Origin of the sequence: Cellulomonas sp. C5510 (genome assembly GCF_019797765.1) — a bacterium.
Taxonomy (GTDB): domain Bacteria; phylum Actinomycetota; class Actinomycetes; order Actinomycetales; family Cellulomonadaceae; genus Cellulomonas.
On record NZ_CP081862.1, the window covers coordinates 1410544 to 1430757 of the forward strand.

Sequence of the window (20214 nt, forward strand, 5' to 3'; positions counted from 1 at the left end):
GGCAGGCGCCCGCGCGACCTCCCGCGTGCGGCAGGATGGCCCCATGCGTATCCATGTCGCCGCCGACCACGCCGGATTCGAGCTCAAGGTCGCGCTCGTCGAGCACCTGCGCGCCGGGGGGCACGACGTCGTCGACCACGGGGCCGCCGAGTACGACCCGCAGGACGACTACCCGGCCGTGTGCTTCGCGGCCGGCGAGGCGGTCGTCGCGGACCCGGGCAGCCTCGGGGTCGTCATCGGGGGCTCGGGCAACGGCGAGCAGATCGCCGCGAACAAGGTCACGGGCGTCCGCGCCGCGCTCGCGTGGAACCTGGACACCGCGCGCCTGGGCCGCCAGCACAACGACGCGAACGTCGTCGCGATCGGCGCCCGCCAGCACTCGGTCGACGAGGCGCTGGAGCTCGTGGACGCGTTCGTCGCGGAGCCCTTCAGCCAGGACCCGCGGCACCAGCGCCGCATCGACCAGCTCGCCGCCTACGAGGCCGCGCGCGCCTGACGCCCCGTGCGTGCCCCCGGCCCGGCCGGCCGGGGGCACGCGCGCTGCGAGCACCCGGGGGCGCTCAGAACACCCAGGGGCAGACCGGGGCGACGGGCCACCCGAAGGCGGCCGTCGCGCGGTGCAGCGCCTCGGCGCTCGCGGCCTCGACGAGGCCGGCGGCCGCCAGGGCGGTCAGGCTCCGGCCGCCGAGGTAGGCCGCGCCGAGCTCCCGGACGTCGAGCGTGAGGTCCGGGGCGTCACCGGTGCGCTCCACGCGCGCCGGGTGCGTGCCGTCCGCGACCGGGTCGCCCGTGACGAGCCGCCACGCCCCGTCGTTCCCGGGCAGCCGGGCGTCGCGCACGCCCAGCACCAGGTCGGCCGGAGCCGCGTACCGGCGCCCGGCGAGGGCCGCGGGCACGTCGAGCAGCCGCAGCCACAGGTTGTCGCTCAGCTTCGGCACCGCCCGGCGGGCGTCGACGAGCAGCGCGAGCAGCGGGTCGTCCACGGCGAGCATCCCCGAGTTCACGGTCGTCGTCAGGTCGAGGTCCAGCAGGAACGACCACAGGCGGTGCGCCGCGGGCGCGTCGACCGCCGCGGCCGCGCGTACGTGGACGGTGTACTCCGCGCCGCCGTCGCCCCACGTCTCCGTGCGGCGCAGGATCGCGTACGCGCGCGGAGCCCCCGCCGCGTCGTGCACGGTCGCCAGGCGCGCCTGCTCGCCGCCGCGGCGCCACGCCGGCGGGTCGACGACGGCGATGCGCCGCAGGGTGTCCGATCCGCGCTGCAGCCACCCGGGCCGTCCCCGCCCGGCGGCGGCGTGCACGTCCGCCACGAGGCCCTCGTGCCGGTCGGCGTCCAGGGTGGTGAAGCGCACGGTCAGCGCGTCGGACCCGCGGACGTCGCGCAGGGCGGCGCCGCGCGGCAGCGTGAGCCGGACGTCGTCGCACGCGGACCCGTAGCCGAAGCGGCCGTAGATCCCGGGCTCGGCGGCGAAGAGCGCGGACACGACCTCGCCGCGGCGCGCCGAGCGCTCGTGGTGCGCGGCGATCATCGCGGTGAGCAGCCCGCGGCGACGGTGGTCGGGGCGCACACCGACCCAGGTGAGGCCGGCGCACGGCAGCTCGCCGCCCGGGACGGGCAGGTCGAACGCGTACGAGCCGTGCACCGCGACGATCTCGTCGGCGGCGTCCGCGACGGCGACGGCTCGCTCCAGCGGCACGGTGAACGGCACCGCCGCCAGGGTCTCGGCGTCCTGCGCCGGTTCGGCGAACGCCATGGCGTCGAGCGCCCGGAACTCGGGGAGGCGGTCGGAGGTGATCTCGGTCAGGCGGTAGCCCTCGGGTGCGCTGGTCATGGGCCCATCCTGACCGCGGGTGCGGGGCAGGGCACGCCGTTTTCCGGCCCGGCGCGGCTCTGCCGGCGGCCGCGGCGGGCTGGATACCCTCGCGGGATGAACCCGAGCGACGCCCCGGCCCCGCGGCGGTCGCGTCCGCGCCGGGCCCCGGGCGTGCCGGACCGGGTCCGCCGGGTGCTGCTGCGCTGGGGGCTCGGGTCGCAGGGGGCGCTGACGCTGCTGCTGGTCGGCCTGACGCTGCTGGCGTCCGCCGGCATCGTGCTGGCCCGGCCCTGGTTCCCGCCGTCGACCTTCGTGCTCATCGAGCTGCTCGGCGCGTTCCTGCTGCGGCTGCGCGGCATGGTGGTGCTGTGCGCCGCGATCGTCGTGCAGGTGCTGGGCATCCCGCTGGCCGGGCTGGGGGTGTTCACGCCGGGGACGTTCGTGCTGCAGGGCGTCGCGGTCGCGGCCGTGCTGGCGTTCGCGACGCAGCGGGAGCGGCTGGGGCTGCAGGGCGCGCCGGGCGGCCTCATGATCGTCGACCTGCGCGACCGCCTCGCGGCGCACGGCGTGGTGCCGGCGCTGCCGGACGGCTGGTCCGTGCAGACGGCGCTGCGGTCCGCCCACCGGGAGGCGTTCTCCGGTGACTTCGTCGTGACGGCCACCCGGGAGCACGGCCGCGTGCTCGAGCTCGTGCTGGTGGACGTCTCCGGCAAGGGCCAGGGCGCGGGCGTGCGCTCGCTGCAGCTCTCCGGGGCGCTCGCGGGGCTGGTGGGGCACCTCGAGAGCGCGGACTTCCTGCCCGCCGCGAACGCGTACCTGCTGGGCCAGGCGTGGGACGAGGGGTTCGCGAGCGCCGTGCACCTGTCGGTCGACCTGGGGACGGGCGACTACGAGGTGGCGTCCGCGGGGCACCTGCCGCCGGTGCACCTGCACTCCGGGTCGGGGGTGGTGGAGCTGCTCACCGTGCCGGGCGGCCCGGTGCTGGGCGTCGTCGAGGGCGCGTGCTTCGGGCGGACGCGGGGCCGCATCGAGCCGGGCGACGCCCTGCTGCTGTACACCGACGGGCTGGTCGAGACGCCGGGCGGTGACCTCGACCTGGGCATCGACCGGCTCCGTGGCGCCGCGGAGGACGTGCTCGCGACGCGGCGCGGGGGAGCGGACGACGTGATCGCGCGGATCGGCGCGAGCGAGGGCGACGACCGGGCGCTCGTCCTGGTGCGCCGGGACTGACGGCCGTGGACGAGGACTACCTGGAGGCGGTGCTGGACGTCGTGGGGGCGATCCCGCCGGGGCGCGCGATGACGTACGGGCTGGTGGCCGAGGTGGTGCAGGACCGCCTCGTCGCCGCAGGGCTGCCCGCCCGCGGCGGACCGCGGCAGGTGGGCCGGGTCATGGCGCGCGGCGGCAGCGGGGTGCCCTGGTGGCGGGTGGTGAACGCGGCCGGGTCCCCGCCCGCGCACCACGCCCTGGCGGCCCTGGGCCGGTTGCGGGCGGAGGGCACCCCGCTGACCGCGGACGGTACGCGCGTCGCGCTGCGGCGCGCGGTGTGGTTCCCCGACGACCCGCCCGGCGGCTGAGCGGGCGGTCAGCCCCGCAGGTCCCGCCTCCGCACTGCGGCCAGGGCACCGGCCGTCAGCGCGACCGCGACCGCCGTCAGGGCGGCCAGCGGCGCGAGGTCCAGCGCGGCGGCCGGCATGGCCGGGACCAGCCCGAACGGCGCGAGGTCCAGCACCGAGTCCGGCAGCCCGAGCACCGGCCCGTACACCCCGACGACCACCGAGGCGACCAGCAGCGCCCACCCCGGCCACGCCGGTGACCCGGTGCCGTGCAGCAGGGCGGCGAGCGCGGCGAACGCCGCGACGACCGGCAGGTGCGCGAGCGAGGCGAGGGTGCACGCGGTCACCGCGCCGTCGACCGCTCCCGCCGCCCCGAGGCCGAGACCCAGGCCGCTCGCCAGCAGCAGCACGGTCGCCCCCGCGACGGCGACGCCGAGCTGTGCGCCCAGCCACGCGCGCCGGTCGACGGCCGCCGCGAGCACGGCGGACGCCCGGCCGTCGGTCTCCTCGCGGCGCAGCCGCCCGACGACCGTGACCGCGTGCACGGCGACCGCCATGGCCAGGATCCCCAGGAACGTCGACACGGTGCCCAGCACGAGGTCGTCGCCGCCGGTGGACCCGAACGCCTGCGCGAGCTGCGGCTGGTCCGCGAAGCTGTCGACGATGCCCTGCGTCATCGAGCCGGTCAGCGCGGCGAAGGCGAACAGGGAGGCCGCCCACCAGGCGAGCCCCGCCCGCTCGAGGCGTGCCGCGAGGCCCACCGGACCGGCCAGCGAGCGGGAGGCGCGGGCGGCCCCGCGGCGCTCGGGGACGAGCCCGGCGCCGACGTCCCGGCGCACGGCGAGCGCGGTCGCGACGGCGAGCAGCACCGCGGCGGCGGCGACGTGCAGCAGCAGCGGCCACCACCGCAGGTCGACGAACGCCCGCGTCTGCTGGGCCCAGCCGACGGGGGACGCCCACGAGAGCGCGCTGCCGCCGGTCCGTCGCGCGTCGCCGACACCGCGGAGCAGGAACGCGAGGGCGAGGACGGCGCCCGCCGATCCGCTGGCGGCGCGGGCACCGGTGGTGAGCTGCGCGGTCACGGCGGCGACCGTGCCGAACGTGACGCCGACCGCCGCGACGCCGAGGGCGACGGCGGCGCTGTCGCGCGCGTCGAGGCCGTTCGCCGTCAGCGCGCCCAGCAGCCCCACCGCCACCGCGGCGTCCGCGACGAGCATGACGGCGAGCGCGGCGGCGAGGGGTGCGGCGCGGCCGACGACCCCGGCGCGCACCAGGTCTGTGCGCCCGTCCTCCTCCTCCGCGCGGGTGTGCCGGACGACCAGGAGGATCGACATGAGGGCGGCGGCCACGGCGAGCATGCCGAGCACCTCGTTGGCGATCATCACGCCGAACGTGTAGTCGTCGAGCCCGTACCCGGGGCCCGTCAGGAGGGCACCGGACGGCTCGCGCATGATCGCGGCGCGGGTCCGGCGGGCGGCGGCGTCCGGGTAGACGGTCGGCACCACGGCGCCGAAGTACGCCACGAGCCCGCCGAGGGACAGCGTCCACACCCCGATCCGGACGCGGTCCCGCCGGAGGGCGAACCGGGTGAGGTGACCCGCCCCGGCGAGCGGGCCGCCGGGCGCGGGTCCCGTGCGGCGGGGCCGGGTCGCGGCGGTCGCGGCGGTCACGACGACGCCCCGGCACCGGCGGCGCTGCGGCCGTACTGCTCGACGAACAGCTGCTCCAGCGAGGGCGGCGCGGTGGTCAGGGCGGTCAGCCCGAGTGACGCCAGCGTGGCGGTGACGGGGGAGAGCGCCTCGGCGTCGACCGACAGGTGCACCGTCCGGCCGTCCACCCGCACGTCGTGCGTCCCGGGCAGCGACGCGACCGCGCCGGGGTCGCCGGTGACGGTGGCGGTGACCGTCGTGCGGTGCAGGTGGCGCAGCCCGGACAGCGTGCCGGACTGCACCGCGCGCCCGTCGCGGATGATCGTCACGCGGTCGCAGAGCCGCTCGACCTCCGCGAGGATGTGCGACGAGAGCAGGACGGTGCGGCCCTCGTCGCGTGCGCGGACGATGCACTGCTGGAACACGAGCTCCATGAGCGGGTCCAGGCCGGCTGTCGGCTCGTCCAGCACCAGCAGCTCCACGTCGGAGGCGAGCGCGGCGACCAGCGCGACCTTCTGGCGGTTGCCCTTGGAGTAGGTGCGGGCCCTCTTCGTGGGGTCGAGGTCGAACGCGTCCAGGAGCTCGGCCCGTCGCGCCGGGTCCGCGCCGCCCCGCAGCCGGGTGAGCAGGTCGATCGCCTCCCCGCCGGTGAGCTTCGGCCACAGCGTCACGTCGCCCGGCACGTACGCCAGCCGACGGTGCAGCGCGACCGCGTCGGACCAGGCGTCCCCGCCGAGCAGCCGCACCGTGCCGGCGTCGGCGCGCAGCAGCCCGAGCAGCACGCGGATGGTCGTGGACTTGCCGGCCCCGTTGGGGCCCAGGAACCCGTGCACCTCGCCGGCCTCGACCCGCAGGTCGAGCTCGTCGAGCGCGCGCACGGGGCCGAAGGACTTGGTGAGCCGGACGACGTCGATCACAGCGGGCACGGGGATCACGGGCTTTCGTCGCGGGGAGGGGTTCAGGCGGCGGGTGGGGTCGGGGCCGGCGCTCCGGGCGGCGCGTGGCCGGCCTGCCGGCGGTACGCGTCGAGGAGGGCCGGGTCGGTGAGCAGGCCCTGCGTGTAGAGCTCGAGCGCGGGCAGGGCGGCTGCGTCGGCGTACGCGCGCAGGGCGGGGCCGAGCCCCTCGGGGCCGACCGGGTGGAGGCTGAGGTGGACGAGCAGGGCGCCGATGCCGCTGAGCGCGAGCCAGCGGGCGCGGGCGGCCTCGTCGAGGCTGGGCCGGACGGTGCCGGCGGCGACGCCGTCCTCGAGGTAGCGGCGCGTGTCGGCGACGAACGACTCGAGGAAGCCGCGGGCGAGGCCCTCCCCGTCCTGCAGGCTGCGGACCACGTACGCGGCGAGCGGCGCGAAGGACTCGACCTGCGCCATCTTCAGGAGCACCGCGTCGGCGCCGGCCGGCCCGAGCGTCTCGGTCTTGTGCGCCGCGATCGTGGCGAGGACGTGGGCGTCGCAGGCCTCGCGCAGCCCCTGCTTGCTGCCGAAGTGGTGCAGCACGAGCGCGGGGCTGACCCCGGCGTCCTGCGCGACGGTGCGCACGCCCGTCCGGAAGCCGTCGCGCCCGAACCGGAGGATCGCGGCGTCCCGGATGCGGGCGCGGGCGGTGAGGTCGTCCGGGTCCGCAGCGGCTGAACGCATGTTCAGGATGCTAGACGCCCGTTCAGCGGGGTGCAACGACCGGTGGACGGCGACGCGGATCGCCGCCCACCCGGGGACGCCGCGAGGGCGGGCCGTCGTGCGGCCCGCCCTCGCGGTGCGACCGTCGCGGCCGGTGCGTGGCCGCGACCGGGTGGCTCAGTGCGCGACCACCGCCGCCTCGGCCGTCACGGCGACGGGCGCCGCCGCCCGGGCGCGGCGGTCGTCCAGCCGGCGGAACAGCACGCCAGCCAGCACCGCACCGCCGACGAAGATGCCCGCGGACCACGTGTAGGCGGTGTCGAAGCTGTGCAGCGCGGCGGCCGCGAGCACCTCCGGGGTGGCGGGGGCGTGCGCCGCGACGTACGTGGTCGCCGCGGTGGCGGCCAGCGTGTTGAGCAGCGCCGTGCCGATGGCGCCGCCCACCTGCTGGCTCGTGGAGACGAGCGCCGAGGCGGCGCCGGCCAGGCGCGGCTCGACGCCCAGCGTCGCGAGCTGGAACGCCGCCGGCATGATCGAGGCCATGCCGACCCCCATGAGCACCAGTCCCGGCAGGACGTGCGCGTAGCTGCTGTCGACGTCCAGCGTCGTGAACGTCAGCATCGCCCCCGCCGCCAGCAGCATGCCGATCGGGACCAGCACCTTCGGGCCGAAGCGGGGGATCAGCAGGTTCGACTGGATCTGCGCGGTGACGATGATGGACACGACCATCGGCAGGAACGCGACGCCGGTGCGCATCGGGGCGTAGCCGAGCGTCGACTGCAGGTAGTACGTGAGGAACAGGAAGACCCCGAACATCCCGGATCCGGCGACGAGGATCGCGAGGAACGACGCGCCCCGGTCGCGGTCGAGCACGACCTCCAGCGGCAGCACGGCGTGCGAGGCGGTGCGCTGCCGCAGCACGAAGCCGACGAGCAGGACGGCGCTCGCCGCCAGCGGTCCCCAGGTGGCCGGGGAGTCCCAGCCCTGCGGCTCGGCCTGCGAGAAGCCGAGGACCAGCGCGAACAGCCCCGCGGAGCCGAGCAGCACGCCCGGCAGGTCGAGGCGGTGGCCGGCCGTGCCCCCGGCCCGGGGGAGCAGCGCGGTACCGGCGGCCAGGGCGACGGCGGCGATGACGACGTTGACGTAGAGGTTCCAGCGCCAGTCGAGGTTCTCGGTCAGGTACCCGCCGAGCAGCAGGCCGATGGCGCCGCCCATGCCGGCGATCGCGCCGAACACGCCGAACGCGCGCGCCCGCTCCCGGGGGACGGTGAACGTGGTGGTCAGCACGGACAGTGCGGCGGGTGCGAGCACCGCGCCGAACACGCCCTGGAGCGCGCGGGCGGCGACGAGCAGCTCGAAGGACCCGGCGGCTCCGCCGAGTGCGGACGCGACCGCGAACCCGACGAGCCCGATGAGGAACATGCGGCGCCGCCCGATCATGTCGGACAGGCGCCCGCCGAGCAGCAGCAGGCTGCCGAACGCCAGGGCGTAGGCGGTGACGACCCACTGGCGGTCGTTGTCGGAGAAGCCGAGCTCGGCCTGGGCCGAGGGCAGGGCGATGTTCACGATGGTCGCGTCGAGCACGACCATGAGCTGGGCGAGCGCGGCGGTCGCGAGGACGAGCCAGCGCCGCGGGTCGGGTGCCGGCAGGGCGGCGTCGGGTGTGGATACAGGTGTGCTTCCTCAGGACGTCGGTGTGGGGATGGGACGACGGTAATCCAAGACCGGCTAGTTCCGAAACCCATCGGTCTCGATTTGTGTCCCGGGAGTCCCGGCGGGCACAATGGCCGGGACGGAGGGGAGCGGGTATGGCAGCGCGTGGCGACGACGCGGACGTCGCGCTGCCCGCGCCCGCACCTGCCGCCCGCCCCGGGCGCCCCCGGGACGAGGCCAAGGACGAGGCGATCCTCAGCGCGGCGCGCGAGCTGCTGCGCGAGCGCGGGTACGCCGGCATGACCATGGACGCCGTGGCCGAGCGGGCCGGCGCCGGCAAGGCCACCGTCTACCGCCGCTGGTCCTCCAAGGTGCAGCTCACGGTCGACAGCATGCTCTGCGCCAAGCAGCTCACCATCGACGAGGTCCCGGACACCGGCTCGCTGCGCGACGACCTGCTGGCCGTGGCCACCCGCGCCTCCCGGCTGAAGAACGACGACCTCATGCACGGCGTCATGTCGGCCATCCGCGAGGAGCCCGAGGTGGCCGCCGTCTTCCACGAGCAGTTCGTCGCCAGCCAGGCGCGGCTCATGCGGGACGTCCTCGAGCGCGCCGAGCTGCGCGGCGAGACGTCGCCCGACGCGGACGTGGAGATGATCACGGCCGTCGCGCTCGCGATGGTGCACTACCGCAAGGTCGTGGCGCACCGGCCGATGGACGCGGCGTTCGCCGCGCGCCTCGTCGACGCGGTGATCCTGCCGCTCGCGACCGGCCGGCTCACGTCGGCCAGGGAGCGCGAGGCCGCGGACGCCTGACGTCGCGCCCGCCGCCCCCGGGCGCCCGGCCCCCACCCGCCGCCCCGCCCGGTTCCTGGTCGTCGCGCACGAGGAACGGCTCCAGCAGGCCCGGCGCCGCCGCGACGGCGAACCGCAGCGCCTCGTCCGCGTCGACGTCGGGCGCCTCGTACCGCCCCCAGCCGGCCGCGGTCATGACGGCGACGGTCCGCAGCCCGAGCCGGCGCTGGAGCACCGACTCCCGCAGCGCGACGGTGCTGACCGCGTCCCGCCGCAGCGCTGTGGTCGCACGGGCGGCCAGCCCGGACCGCACCACCAGGTGGTCCCCGGTCACCGTGTGCCCGAGCGCCCGGTAGGCGACCTCGGCGGCTGCCAGCGCGACCGGCCACAGCGCCGCACCCCACCAGGGCGCCGCCGCCGGCAGGACGCCGGAGGACGCGAGCAGCACCAGCAGCCCGACGACGGCGCCGGTCGTCGCCGTGGCCCACCACAGCCGTCGCCGCCGGGCGCCCGGCGGGTGCCGGCGCAGCGGCGCTGCGAACGGGTCGGGGTCCGCGTCGAGAACGGCGCGCGCCACCGGCCACGCCACGGAGCCGGGTCCCCGGGGCAGGATCGACGCCGGCTGGGAGGGCGAGAACAGCGACAGCCCGGTGGTGATGACCAGGGTGTCCGCCATGTCCGCCCACCGCCACAGCACCGGTTCCGAGACGGTGACGCCGCGCAGCCGCCGGTCGTCCCGGCTGACCTCGCGGGTGGTCAGCAGGCCCTGCCGGGTGCGGAGCTGGGTCCCCTCCTCGCCCGGCACGCGGGCCAGCTCGAACCCCCACGACGTGGCCAGGAAGTTCGCGCCCATGCCGAGGGCGCCGATCACGAACATCAGCAGCAGCGCCACGACGACCGTGCCCGTGCGACCGCGGGCCTCCCAGTCGAGCAGCCCGCGCACCCACCCGGCCGGGTCGAGCCCGAAGCCCTCCAGCAGCCAATACCCGCCCCACAGCAGACCGCCCGCCATGAGGAACGCCCAGACGCCCGCCACGTTGTAGACGACCCACCACGGCCGGAAGCGGGCGAGGACGCGCACCCGCGGAGGTTCGGCGTCGGCGGCCGGGGCGCGGGGCCCGCTCAGCAGCACGGCGCGCAGCGCGTCGGCGTCCCGGCGCGACACCGCGTCCAGGGCGAGCGCCGACTCGCCGGCGGCGAGCTGCTGACCGGCGCCGACCAGCACGACGCGCAGCCCGGACAGGCGGTGCCGAAGCCGTGCGGTGGTGTCGACGCTGCGGATGCGGTCGCGCCGCACCGACCGGTAGCGCCGCACCAGCACGCCGGTCCGCCGCTCGAGGTAGTCGTCGGTGACGCGGTAGCGCGTGAACGCCCACCGGAGCAGGTCGAGCCCGGCGCCCGCCAGACCGGCCGCGGCGACGAGCAGCAGCGGCCAGAGGCTCTCCCAGGTGGGCTCGACGCCGAAGACGCCCACGGCCACGGCGGACGGGACCAGGGAGAGCAGCGAGCGCACGAGGTCGACGAGGACCATGCGGGCGTCCAGCCGCGACCACGGCGTCCCGTCGTCGGCGGCGGGCCGGTCGGCCTCGCGGACGGCATCCGTGACGGAGCCCGGCGCGGCCTCGGCCGTGGTGGGCGTGTCGGCTCGCTCGCTCACGTCGCGTCCCCCGGCGTCCGCTCGGTCACCTGCGTGAGCCGCTCGGCGACCTCGGCGGCGAGCTCGGCGTCGAGCCCCCGGATGGTGAGGGCGCCGCTGCTCGACGCGGTGGTCACCCGGAGGGTCGCCAGGCCCAGCGCCTGCTCGAGCGGCCCGCGGACGGCGTCGACGGTCTGCACGCGTGACAGCGGGGCGACGCGCCACTCCCGGGTGATCCAGCCCGAGAGCCCGTACACCGCGTGGTCCGTGGTCTCCCAGCGGTGCACCGCGTACCGCCGGCGCGGCTCGACCAGGACGCGCGCGAGGGTCCAGGCCGCGGCGAGCGCCAGGGGGACGGCGAGCCACGGCCGGGCGGGCTCCCACAGCCACCACGGCACCGCGACGACGACGGTCGCGCCGCCGCCGGTGACGAGCCCGCGCAGCACCCACCAGCGGCGGGCGCGGGGGTCGACGCGGTGCGTCGGGGGCCGCAGGCGCAGCGCGGGCGGCGGCAGGTCCAGCCGGGCGTCGTGCACGGAGTCGTGCCGCGGCGCCGCGGGGGAGGGCGGGGTGGGCTCGGCCGAGGTCGGGTCCATGCCCCAGTCTGACCCGGGCGCCGCCGGACGGGAACCCTCGCCGCCGGGCGGCGTGGCGCGGACCGCCCGGCGGCGGCGCGGTCAGGGCAGCGCGCGCCGGGAGCTGATGACCCCCGTGTCGAACCCCGCGAGGTGCAGCCCGCCGTGGAACCGGGCGTGCTCGATCTTCACGCACCGGTCCATGACGACGGTCAGCCCGGCCTCCTCGCCGCGGCGCGCGACGTCCTCGTGCCAGGACCCGAGCTGGAGCCACAGCGCCCGGGCGCCCACCGCGAGGGTCTCGTCGAGCACCGTCGGCAGGTCGTCGTGGCGGCGGAACACGTCGACGAGGTCCGGCACCACCGGCAGCGCGTCGAGCGACGGGTAGACGGGCAGGCCGAGGATCTCGGTCTCGCGCGGGTTCACCAGGTACAGGTCGTACGGGGAGCTGGAGCGCAGGTACGTCGTGACGAAGAACGACGCCCGGGACGGGTTGTTCGACGCTCCCACGATCGCGATGGACCGGGTGCGGCGCAGCAGGGCCAGCCGCTCCGGGGCGGACGGGCCCTGCCAGGTGCGGGTCGCGGTGCTCATCGGGTGACCTCCGGGAGGGCGCAGGCGTCGGCGGTCCCGACTGCGGGGACGGGGAGGGCGGCCGGGCGACCGGGGGAGCCGCTGCCGTCGTCGGTGGCGTCGTCGGTGGCGGTCGCGACCCTCAGCGCCTGGTCGAGGTCCCAGAGGATGTCCTCCGGGTCCTCGAGCCCCACGCTGATCCGCACGAGGTCCTCGGGGACGCCCGCGGCCTCGAGCTGCGCGGCGGACAGCTGCTGGTGGGTGGTGGACGCGGGGTGGATGACGAGCGTGCGGGCGTCGCCGACGTTCGCGAGGTGGCTCGCGAGCTGGAGCGCCTCGATGAACCGGCGTCCGACCTCACGACCGGAGCGCTCGGGGGTGGCCGCCAGCCGGAACGCGAACACGGACCCGGGGCCCAGCGGCAGGTAGTGCGCGGCCCGCTCGTGGTGGGGGTGGGACGGCAGCCCCGCCCAGTGCACGGCGCCGACGCGCCGGTCCGCGTCGAGCCACTCCGCGACCGCGCGGGCGTTCGCGAGGTGCGCGTCGAGCCGCTGCGGCAGCGTCTCGACGCCCTGGAGGAGCTGGAACGCGGACTGCGCCGACAGCGCCGGGCCGATGTCCCGGAGCTGCTCGGAGCGCAGCTTGGTGAGGAACCCGTACTCGCCGAAGTTCCCCCACCAGGACACGCCGTTGTACGACGGCACGGGCTCGGTCATCTGCGGGAACTTGCCGTTCCCCCAGTCGAACCGACCGGACTCGACGACCACGCCGCCCAGCGTGGTGCCGTGCCCGCCGAGGAACTTGGTCGCCGAGTGGATGACGATGTCCGCGCCGTGCTCGATCGGCCGCACCAGGTACGGGGTCGACAGCGTCGCGTCCACGACCAGGGGGACGCCGGCGGCGTGCGCGACCTCCGCCAGACCGGCCAGGTCCGCGACGTCTCCGGACGGGTTCGCGACGACCTCGGTGTACAGCACCTTGGTCTCCGGGCGGATCGCCGCGGCGAAGTCGGCCGGGTCGGTGCCGGGCACGAACGTGGTCTCCACCCCGAACCGGCGCAGCGTGACGTCGAGCTGCGTGACCGTGCCGCCGTAGAGCTGCGCGGAGGCGACCACGTGGTCGCCGGCCCCGACGAGCGCGGCGAACGTCACGAACTCCGCGGCCATCCCGGAGGCCGTGGCCACGGCACCGATGCCCCCCTCGAGCGAGGCGATGCGCTCCTCGAACGCCGCCACGGTGGGGTTGCCGATGCGGGAGTAGATGTTCCCGTACTTCTGGAGCGCGAACAGGTTGGCCGCGTCGGTGGTGTCGGCGAACACGAAGGACGTCGTCTGGTAGATCGGCACGGCGCGCGCGCCGGTCGCGGCGTCGGGGATCGCCCCGGCGTGCAGCGCGCGGGTGCGGAAGCCGAAGCGGTGCTCCTCGGTGGTCATGCGGGCAGGGCCTCCTCGGCCGTCGTGGGGTGGGGGCGGGGGGCGCGGGGCAGCAGGGCGGCCACCTGCTCCACGGCCCAGGGGTTCTGCAGCGAGGTGCTGTCGCCGAGCGGCCGGCCGTCGTGCAGGTCGGCGAGCAGGCGGCGCAGGATCTTGCCCGAGCGGGTCTTGGGGACCTCCGGGACGAGGACGACGTGCCGCGGCTTGGCGACCGGCCCGATCTCGCGGGCGACCTGCGCCCGCAGCTCGTCGCGCAGCGCGTCGGCGGCGGCGCGCCACGCGGCGACGTCCTCGACGGGGCCCGGTGGCACGGCCGGCACGACGAACGCCGCGACGGCCTGCCCGCCCACCGCGTCCGCCACCCCGGCGACGCCGGCCTCACCGACCGCGGGGTGCGCGACGAGGGCCGACTCGATCTCGATGGTGGACAGCCGGTGCCCGGCGACGTTCACCACGTCGTCCACCCGGCCCAGCAGCCACACGTCGCCGTCGGCGTCCCACGACGCGCCGTCGCCCGCCAGGAAGAACCCCTGCGCCGCGAACGGCCGCCAGTAGGAGTCGAGGTACCGCCGAGGGTCGCCCCACACGGTCCGGGCCATGCCGGGCCACGGGCGGTCGATCACCAGGAACCCGCCGGACCCGCGCGGCACGTCGGCGCCGTGCTCGTCGACCACGCGGGTGGACAGGCCCGGCAGCGGCCGGGTCGCCGAGCCGGGCTTCAGCGTCGTCACACCGGGCAGCGGGGCAATCACGGCTGCGCCCGTCTCGGACTGCCACCACGTGTCGACCACGGGCGCGCGGTCGCCGCCCAGCTCGCGGCGGAACCACACCCACGCCTCGGGGTTGATGGCCTCGCCGACCGTCCCGAGCAGCCGGATGCTCGACAGGTCGTAGCGGTCCGGCAGGCCGCCGGGGAACCACGTCATGAACGTCCGGATCAGCGTCGGCGCCGTGTAGTACACCGTGACGCCGTACCGCTCGATCACCTCCAGGTGGCGCTCGCGGTGGGGCGTGTCGGGCGTGCCCTCGTAGATCACCTGCGTGACGCCGTTGGTCAGCGGGCCGTAGATCTCGTAGGTGTGCGCGGTCACCCACGCGAGGTCCGCGGTGCACCAGTGGACGTCGTCCGGCTTGGCGTCGAACACCGCCCAGTGCGACCACGACGCGTGCGTGAGGTAGCCGCCCGTGGTGTGCACCAGGCCCTTCGGCTTCCCGGTGGTGCCCGAGGTGTAGATGATGAACAGCGGGTGCTCGGCGTCGAACGCCTGCGCCTCGTGCCGGTCGGAGGCGGTGTCCACGACGTCGTGCCACCAGACGTCGCGCCCCGCGGTCCAGGCGACGTCCTGCCCGGTGCGCCGCACCACGAGCACGTGCTCGACGTGGTCCAGGCCCTCGACCGCGGCGTCGGCCGCGGACTTCACCTCGACGGCCTGCCCGCGGCGGAACTGCCCGTCGCTGGTGACCAGCAGCTTCGCCCCGGTGTCCTGCACCCGGAACCGCACCGCCTCCGCGGAGAACCCGCCGAACACCAGCGAGTGCACCGCCCCGATCCGGGCGATCGCCAGCGTCATGATGACGGTCTCCGCGATCACCGGCAGGTAGACCACGACCCGGTCGCCCGGCCCGACGCCCAGGTCGGTGAGGGCGTTCGCCGCCCTCGCCACCTCGCGCTGGAGGTCGGCGTACGTGAACGAGCGGCGGTCGCCGCGCTCGCCCTCCGCGTGGATCGCGACCTTGTCGCCGCGGCCCGCAGCCACATGCCGGTCGACGCAGTTCACGGCCGCGTTGAGGCGGCCCCCGACGAACCAGCGCGCCTCCGGCACGGTGAGCTCGCCGTCCGGCCCGGGCACGGCGGGGGACCAGGTGTGCGCGGTGTGCCAGGGCTCCGCCCACTCCAGGCGGCGGGCGGCGTCCTCCCAGAACCCCACCGGGTCGGCGGCGGCGCGCTCGCGCAGGGCGGCGTCCGCCGCGGGGTCGACGTTCCAGCCGCCGGCCACCCCGACGGGGCGGTCGGGCGCCGGGTAGCTGCGGGTCTCGGACTGCAGGGCCGTGAAGGTCACGACCACCTCCTCAGCAGGCGCTTCTCGGCCAGGCCGATCAGCGCGTCGGTCGTCTTGCCCAGCAGCGCCAGCAGCACGATCGCCAGCAGGATCCGGTCGACGCGGCCGTTCTGCCCGGAGTCCGTCAGCAGGAACCCGAGCCCCATCGACGACGCGATGAGCTCGGCGGCCACCAGGAACAGCCACGCCTGCGCCATGCCGAGTCGCAGGCCGGCCACCACCGCGGGCAGCGCGGCGGGCAGCTGCACGCCGCCCAGCAGCCGCGGCCCGCGCAGCCCGTAGGCGCGCCCGGCCTCCACCAGGTGCGGGTCGACGTGCCGCAGCGCGGCGACCACGGTCGTGTACACCGGGAAGAACGCGCCGATCGCGATGAGCGTGATCTTCGAGTCCTCGCCGATCTTCAGCCACAGGATCAGCAGCGGCACCCACGCCAGCGACGGCACCGCGCGCACGGCCGCGAGCACCGGCTCCAGCAGGGCGCCGGCCAGCCGGGACAGCCCGACCAGCGACCCGAGCGCGAGCCCCAGCGCGGCGCCCGCGACGAAGCCGAGCAGCACGCGCTGCGTCGAGATCGCCACGTACGGGCCCAGCAGGCCGCGCTCTGTGAGGTCCACCGCGGCGGTCCACACGGACGCGGGGCTGGGCAGCTGGTACGGCGCGACCCGCCCCGTCGCCGTGACCCACTGCCACGCGAGCAGCAGCAGGGCGGGGACGACGAGGCCGAGCGCCACGCGGACCGGGCGCCGGCCGAGCGGCCCCGCGGCGCGGGGTCCGGGCCCGAGGCCGGGGCTGAACGGGTTCCGGCCGGGCCGGACGCGGCCGCGGTCGTCCGTCACCGGGGCGGACGTGCCCGCGACGGTGGCGGTGCCGAGCACCTGGGACATGGGGGCTCCTCGGGAGGGGTGGGGCCGGGGGCCGCGGGGGCGCGGCCGCCGGCGGGAGGTCAGTCCGCGATCGTGGACGGGTCCGCGGCCTCGGCGAGCTGCGGGTCGAACAGCTCGTCGAGCGCGGTGTCGACCACGTCCTGCGAGGCCACGTCGCCGGACTCCACGAAGATCGGCCCCACCACCTCGAGCACCGCGCGCTGCGCGTCGCCCGGGACGGGGTCGATGTCGAGCGTCGTGCGCTCGGTGATCACCGTCTCGGCCACCGCCGGGTCGATGCCGGCGACGTCCGCGAGGATCGCGGCGACCTCGTCGGGGTTCTCCTGCGCCCACCCGCGCGCCTTCTCGTAGGCGTCGACGACCACCTGCGCGAGGTCCGGGCTGGCGTCCAGGAAGTCCTGCGTCGCGTTGAGGAACCCGTAGGTGTTGAAGTCCACGTTCCGGTACAGCAGCGTCGACCCGGCCTCCGCCTCGCTGGCAGCCATCAGCGGGTCCAGGCCCGCCCAGGCGTCCACGGAGCCGTTCTCGAGCGCGGCCTTGCCGTCGGCGTGCTGGAGGTTCTGCACCTCGACGTCCGCCGGGTCGACGCCCGCCGCATCGAGCGCCTGCAGCAGGAAGAAGTACGGGTCGGTGCCCTTCGTGGCGGCGACCGACCGACCCGCGAGGTCCGCGACGTCGGTGATGCCGGACCCCTCCGGCACGACGAGCGCCGACCACTCGGGCTGGGAGTAGATGTCGATCGTCCGGATGGGGGAGCCGTTCGCGCGGGCCAGCAGCGCGGCCGATCCTGCGGTCGAGCCGACGTCGACCGCGCCGGCCCGCAGCGCCTCGTTGGCCTTGTTCGAACCGGCCGACTGCACCCACTCCACGGTGACGTCGTCGCCGAGGGTGGCCTCCAGCCAGCCCTGGTCCTTGATGACGAGGCTCAGCGGGTTGTAGGTCGCGAAGTCCAGCGTGAGGGTGTCGGCGCTCCAGGTGGAGTCGTCGCCCCCCTCGGGGGCGGAGCCGGCCTGAGCCTCGCCCTCGCCGGCGACGCAGCCGCCGAGCAGCAGGGTCGCGGCGAGCACGGAGGCCACGGCGGCGGCGGGGCGGCGCACGGTGGCGCGGGATCGGGCGGTCATGTCGGTCGACTCCTCGGTGGGTGGGTGCCCGTCGGGGGCGGGTGGGGAAGGGCGTGGGGGAGGGCGGGTCAGATGGTGTGGTGCAGGTCGGGGTCGTGCACGTGGTGGTGGGTCGGGACGCCGAGGCCGTCGAGCAGCTCGGCGCGCAGCTCGGCGAGGCGGGCGTCGGCGCGGTCCCGGGGGCGGGCACCCGGCACGCGCAGGACACGGCGCACGGACGCCCGCTCCGCGTCGGGCGTGCCGAGCAGGACGACGCGGTCCGCGAGGAACAGCGCCTCCTCGACGTCGTGGGTCACCAGCAGGACCGTCGTCGGACGCTCGGCGTGGACGTCGAGCAGCAGGTCCTGCATCCGGAGCCGGGTGAGCGCGTCCAGCGCCCCGAACGGCTCGTCGAGCAGCAGCACCGCCGGGCGCCGGGCGAGGGCCCGGGCGAGCGACGCGCGCTGCGCCATGCCGCCCGAGACCTGCCGGGGCCGCAGGCCCGCCGAGCCGGACAGGCCGACGAGGTCCAGCAGCCGCGCCACCTGCTCACGGGCGTCGCGCCGCGGCGTGCCGCGAGGGAGCCCCAGCGCGACGTTCTGCGCGAGCGTCCGCCACGGCAGCAGCCGCGGCTCCTGGAACGCGACGGCCGTGCGCGGGTCGTACGGTCCGACGGGCGAGCCGCCCAGCAGGATCTCGCCCTCGTCCGGGCGGTCCAGCCCGGCGACCTGGCGCAGCAGCGTCGACTTGCCGCAGCCGGAGGGGCCGATGACGGCCACGACCTCGCCGGCGGCGACGTCGAGGTCGACGCCGGCGAGCACCGTGCGGGTGCCCTCCGGGGTGGCGAACGCCCGGGCGACGCCGCGCATCCCGACCGGGCGGGCGGTGCCGGTCGGCGCGGGCGTGGCGGGTGCCGAGGGCGCGGCGGTGGCGGTGGGCGCGGCGGTGGTCGCGGCGGGCGCCGTGGTGGAGCGGGTGGGGGAGGTCATGCGAGGTCCCAGGTCGTCGGGCCACCGGCGGTGGCGGGCGGCGGTGCAGGGCGGGCGGTGCGGGGGTGGGCGGGGGCCCGGGGCCGATGGTGCGTGGTGCCGGCTGCACCAGGGGGCAGGTCCGGCCGGGTGCGCGGCCGGGCGCCTGCGGGCGGGGTCGGCGGGCGCCGGGCCGGGTGTGACCGGCGCGTCGCGCGCGGTGCCGGGACCGTGCGTGCCCCGGCCCGGACCGCCGGTCAGCGGTGGACGGGGCGGTGCGGGGGGCGGGTCCGGCGGTGCGGCCTGTCGGGCGGGGTCCGGTGGACCCGGGCGTCCCGGGCGGTGCCGGTCGGGCACCGCGGTGGGGCTCCTGAGCGGAGCCGGGGTCACCGGGTCCGGTCAGGCGGCGCGACAGGCCTGCGGACAGCGCGGACAGCCGACGGCGCAGCGACAGCGGCCGGGCATCGGCCGGCCCGGGCGCTGGGTCGTGCGCGGGTGCGTCGACCGGGCCACGGGCCGCCTCCTCTCGCTGTCGCGCGCCGTCATGACGTCTCGTCATGTGAGACGTGGAAGTTCACGCCTCGGGATCGGGGTCGACAGTAGCGGGGACCGGCGGCGCACCACAAGCCCGGCGCGCCAGGTGCCCGGGGTGATCCCGGACGCGGGTCAGCGGCGGGCGCCGCGGAGCGCGAGGTGGCAGGCGAGGCCCGCGAGCAGCCCCCAGAACGCCGCGGAGATGCCGCCGACCGCGATCCCCGACATCGTGACCAGGAACGTCACCGCCGCCGCCTCCCGGTGACCCGGCGCGCCGAAGGCGGCGCCGAGCGACGCCGCGAGCGTCCCGAGGAGCGCCAGACCCGCGGCTGCCGCGATCAGCCCGCCCGGCGCTGCCAGGGCCACCGCGGCCACCGCCGCCGCCCCGGCGCCCAGCACCACGTACCCCAGGCCGGCCACGACGGCGGCCCGCCAGCGCCGCCGCGGGTCGGGACCTCCGGCGGGCCCGGCGGCGAGGGCGGCGCTGATGGCCGCCAGGTTGATCGCGTGGCCGCCCCACGGCGCGGCCAGCACCGTCCCCAGCCCGGTCACGAGCATCACGGGGCGCAGCGGTGCCGCGTACCCGAAGCCCGCGAGCACGGCGAGCCCCGGGATGTTCTGCGAGGCCATCGTCACCACGAACAGCGGCACGGCGACCGACACCACCGCGGTCCACGACAGCTGCGGAGTCGTCCACGCGAGCGTCGGCAGCAGGCTCGCGGCGTCCAGGTGGCGCACCGCGGGCGACGCGACGGCGATCCCCACGGCCAGGCCCATCGCCGCGGGCGTGGCCCAGCGGGGTGCGAGGCGCAGCAGCACGAGCCAGACGAGCACCACGGGACCCACCAGCAGCGGCCGGTCGGCGACGGCGCGCACCGGCTCCAGGCAGAGGTCCACCAGCACGCCCGCGAGCATCGCGTTCGCGAGCGGCACCGGGATCAGCCGCACCCAGCGCTCGAGCCGCCGCCACAGGCCGAACGCGGCGAGCAGGACGCCGCACAGGGCGAACCCCGCGACCGCCTCCGGCCAGCTGCCGGCTGCCGCCCCCGTACCCGCCAGCAGCGCCGCGCCGGGTGTCGACCACGCGACGGTGATCGGCAGGCGCGTCCGCCACGCGAGCAGCACCGTCGCGGCACCCATCGCGACCGTCACGGCGAGCAGGCCCGACGTCGCCTGCGCGGGCGTCGCCCCGACCGCGCGCAGGCCGGCCAGCACCACCGCGAACGCGCTGGTGAACCCGACCAGCGCCGTGACGACGCCGGCGGACACGGACGTCGCGGTGTCCCGCGGCGCGGCCCGACCCTCCGGCGGGGCCGTGTCCAGGGGTGGCGGGGTGGTCACGCGGCGGACCGTAGCCGAGCCGTGTGTCG

Annotated in this window: 18 protein-coding genes; 4 read left to right on the forward strand and 14 right to left on the reverse strand. The window is 76.8% G+C overall.

The window, feature by feature from the left end; translation table 11 throughout:
• Positions 1 to 43: 43 nt before the first annotated feature.
• The gene (locus tag K5O09_RS06410; RefSeq protein ID WP_222171950.1) at positions 44 to 496 is read left to right on the forward strand and encodes a ribose-5-phosphate isomerase; all 453 of its coding nucleotides are present in this window, start codon (positions 44 to 46) and stop codon (positions 494 to 496) included.
• A 64-nt stretch (positions 497 to 560) separates the two neighbouring features.
• Here the strand turns inward: K5O09_RS06410 and K5O09_RS06415 are convergent, their stop codons facing one another.
• Positions 561 to 1832 (reverse strand): GNAT family N-acetyltransferase, encoded by a 1272-nt coding sequence (locus K5O09_RS06415; RefSeq protein ID WP_222171951.1) that lies wholly within the window; start codon positions 1830 to 1832, stop codon positions 561 to 563.
• A 96-nt stretch (positions 1833 to 1928) separates the two neighbouring features.
• On the opposite strand from K5O09_RS06415, the gene K5O09_RS06420 reads away from it, so the two are divergent.
• Entirely contained in the window at positions 1929 to 3044 is a 1116-nt protein-coding gene (locus tag K5O09_RS06420; protein ID WP_222171952.1) for a PP2C family protein-serine/threonine phosphatase, read from the forward strand.
• Between the two features lie 5 nt (positions 3045 to 3049).
• Complete coding sequence (locus K5O09_RS06425) at positions 3050 to 3391, forward strand: MGMT family protein (RefSeq protein WP_222171953.1); 342 nt, start codon at positions 3050 to 3052, stop codon at positions 3389 to 3391.
• A gap of 8 nt (positions 3392 to 3399) precedes the next feature.
• Here K5O09_RS06425 and K5O09_RS06430 read toward each other — a convergent pair whose 3' ends face one another.
• The 4 genes from K5O09_RS06430 to K5O09_RS06445 all read right to left on the reverse strand — a co-directional run bounded on the left by K5O09_RS06430 (position 3400) and on the right by K5O09_RS06445 (position 8284).
• The gene (locus K5O09_RS06430) at positions 3400 to 5040 is read right to left on the reverse strand and encodes an ABC transporter permease (protein WP_222171954.1); all 1641 of its coding nucleotides are present in this window, start codon (positions 5038 to 5040) and stop codon (positions 3400 to 3402) included.
• Positions 5037 to 5945, reverse strand: coding sequence for an ABC transporter ATP-binding protein (locus tag K5O09_RS06435; protein WP_222171955.1), 909 nt, complete (start codon positions 5943 to 5945; stop codon positions 5037 to 5039). Before K5O09_RS06435 ends, K5O09_RS06430 begins: the two co-directional genes overlap by 4 nt.
• Positions 5946 to 5977: 32 nt before the next feature.
• Positions 5978 to 6655 carry a TetR/AcrR family transcriptional regulator gene (locus tag K5O09_RS06440; RefSeq protein WP_222171956.1) on the reverse strand — a complete coding sequence of 226 codons (678 nt, stop codon included), beginning with the start codon at positions 6653 to 6655 and terminating at the stop codon, positions 5978 to 5980.
• Between the two features lie 156 nt (positions 6656 to 6811).
• Positions 6812 to 8284: an MFS transporter gene (locus K5O09_RS06445; protein WP_255596305.1), complete on the reverse strand. Its 1473-nt coding sequence runs from the start codon at positions 8282 to 8284 to the stop codon at positions 6812 to 6814.
• A gap of 158 nt (positions 8285 to 8442) precedes the next feature.
• Here K5O09_RS06445 and K5O09_RS06450 point away from each other — a divergent pair, with 158 nt between their 5' ends.
• Positions 8443 to 9102, forward strand: a complete 660-nt coding sequence (locus K5O09_RS06450) for a TetR/AcrR family transcriptional regulator (protein ID WP_222171958.1) — start codon at positions 8443 to 8445, stop codon at positions 9100 to 9102.
• Here K5O09_RS06450 and K5O09_RS06455 read toward each other — a convergent pair.
• The 9 genes from K5O09_RS06455 to K5O09_RS06495 form a co-directional block, all read right to left on the reverse strand.
• The gene (locus K5O09_RS06455) at positions 9065 to 10738 is read right to left on the reverse strand and encodes a PH domain-containing protein (RefSeq protein WP_255596172.1); all 1674 of its coding nucleotides are present in this window, start codon (positions 10736 to 10738) and stop codon (positions 9065 to 9067) included. The two genes, K5O09_RS06450 and K5O09_RS06455, sit on opposite strands and share 38 nt — an antisense overlap.
• Complete coding sequence (locus K5O09_RS06460; RefSeq protein ID WP_222171959.1) at positions 10735 to 11313, reverse strand: PH domain-containing protein; 579 nt, start codon at positions 11311 to 11313, stop codon at positions 10735 to 10737. The genes K5O09_RS06455 and K5O09_RS06460 overlap by 4 nt, the downstream gene beginning before the upstream one ends.
• Before the next feature lie 81 nt (positions 11314 to 11394).
• The gene (locus K5O09_RS06465) at positions 11395 to 11886 is read right to left on the reverse strand and encodes a CoA-binding protein (RefSeq protein ID WP_222171960.1); all 492 of its coding nucleotides are present in this window, start codon (positions 11884 to 11886) and stop codon (positions 11395 to 11397) included.
• The gene (locus tag K5O09_RS06470; protein ID WP_222171961.1) at positions 11883 to 13298 is read right to left on the reverse strand and encodes an O-acetylhomoserine aminocarboxypropyltransferase/cysteine synthase family protein; all 1416 of its coding nucleotides are present in this window, start codon (positions 13296 to 13298) and stop codon (positions 11883 to 11885) included. The genes K5O09_RS06465 and K5O09_RS06470 overlap by 4 nt, the downstream gene beginning before the upstream one ends.
• Complete coding sequence (gene acs, locus K5O09_RS06475; protein ID WP_370635532.1) at positions 13295 to 15358, reverse strand: acetate--CoA ligase; 2064 nt, start codon at positions 15356 to 15358, stop codon at positions 13295 to 13297. Before acs ends, K5O09_RS06470 begins: the two co-directional genes overlap by 4 nt.
• Positions 15355 to 16242: an ABC transporter permease gene (locus K5O09_RS06480; RefSeq protein WP_222171962.1), complete on the reverse strand. Its 888-nt coding sequence runs from the start codon at positions 16240 to 16242 to the stop codon at positions 15355 to 15357. The genes acs and K5O09_RS06480 overlap by 4 nt, the downstream gene beginning before the upstream one ends.
• A 59-nt stretch (positions 16243 to 16301) precedes the next feature.
• Positions 16302 to 17363 carry an aliphatic sulfonate ABC transporter substrate-binding protein gene (locus tag K5O09_RS06485; RefSeq protein WP_222171963.1) on the reverse strand — a complete coding sequence of 354 codons (1062 nt, stop codon included), beginning with the start codon at positions 17361 to 17363 and terminating at the stop codon, positions 16302 to 16304.
• A gap of 68 nt (positions 17364 to 17431) precedes the next feature.
• The gene (locus tag K5O09_RS06490; RefSeq protein WP_222171964.1) at positions 17432 to 18331 is read right to left on the reverse strand and encodes an ABC transporter ATP-binding protein; all 900 of its coding nucleotides are present in this window, start codon (positions 18329 to 18331) and stop codon (positions 17432 to 17434) included.
• Positions 18332 to 18976: 645 nt separating this feature from the next.
• Complete coding sequence (locus tag K5O09_RS06495) at positions 18977 to 20185, reverse strand: benzoate/H(+) symporter BenE family transporter (RefSeq protein ID WP_255596174.1); 1209 nt, start codon at positions 20183 to 20185, stop codon at positions 18977 to 18979.
• Positions 20186 to 20214: the final 29 nt, after the last annotated feature.

Bases quoted from the DNA above. Each gene is read 5' to 3' on its own strand.
- K5O09_RS06420 (WP_222171952.1), top strand. From the start codon at position 1,929: ATGAACCCGAGCGACGCCCCGGCCCCGCGGCGGTCGCGTCCGCGCCGG.
- K5O09_RS06450 (WP_222171958.1), top strand. From the start codon at position 8,443: ATGGCAGCGCGTGGCGACGACGCGGACGTCGCGCTGCCCGCGCCCGCA.
- K5O09_RS06460 (WP_222171959.1), bottom strand. From the start codon at position 11,313: ATGGACCCGACCTCGGCCGAGCCCACCCCGCCCTCCCCCGCGGCGCCG.
- K5O09_RS06490 (WP_222171964.1), bottom strand. From the start codon at position 18,331: ATGACCTCCCCCACCCGCTCCACCACGGCGCCCGCCGCGACCACCGCC.
- K5O09_RS06485 (WP_222171963.1), bottom strand. From the start codon at position 17,363: ATGACCGCCCGATCCCGCGCCACCGTGCGCCGCCCCGCCGCCGCCGTG.
- K5O09_RS06480 (WP_222171962.1), bottom strand. From the start codon at position 16,242: ATGTCCCAGGTGCTCGGCACCGCCACCGTCGCGGGCACGTCCGCCCCG.
- K5O09_RS06415 (WP_222171951.1), bottom strand. From the start codon at position 1,832: ATGACCAGCGCACCCGAGGGCTACCGCCTGACCGAGATCACCTCCGAC.
- K5O09_RS06465 (WP_222171960.1), bottom strand. From the start codon at position 11,886: ATGAGCACCGCGACCCGCACCTGGCAGGGCCCGTCCGCCCCGGAGCGG.
- K5O09_RS06470 (WP_222171961.1), bottom strand. From the start codon at position 13,298: ATGACCACCGAGGAGCACCGCTTCGGCTTCCGCACCCGCGCGCTGCAC.
- K5O09_RS06410 (WP_222171950.1), top strand. From the start codon at position 44: ATGCGTATCCATGTCGCCGCCGACCACGCCGGATTCGAGCTCAAGGTC.
- K5O09_RS06440 (WP_222171956.1), bottom strand. From the start codon at position 6,655: ATGCGTTCAGCCGCTGCGGACCCGGACGACCTCACCGCCCGCGCCCGC.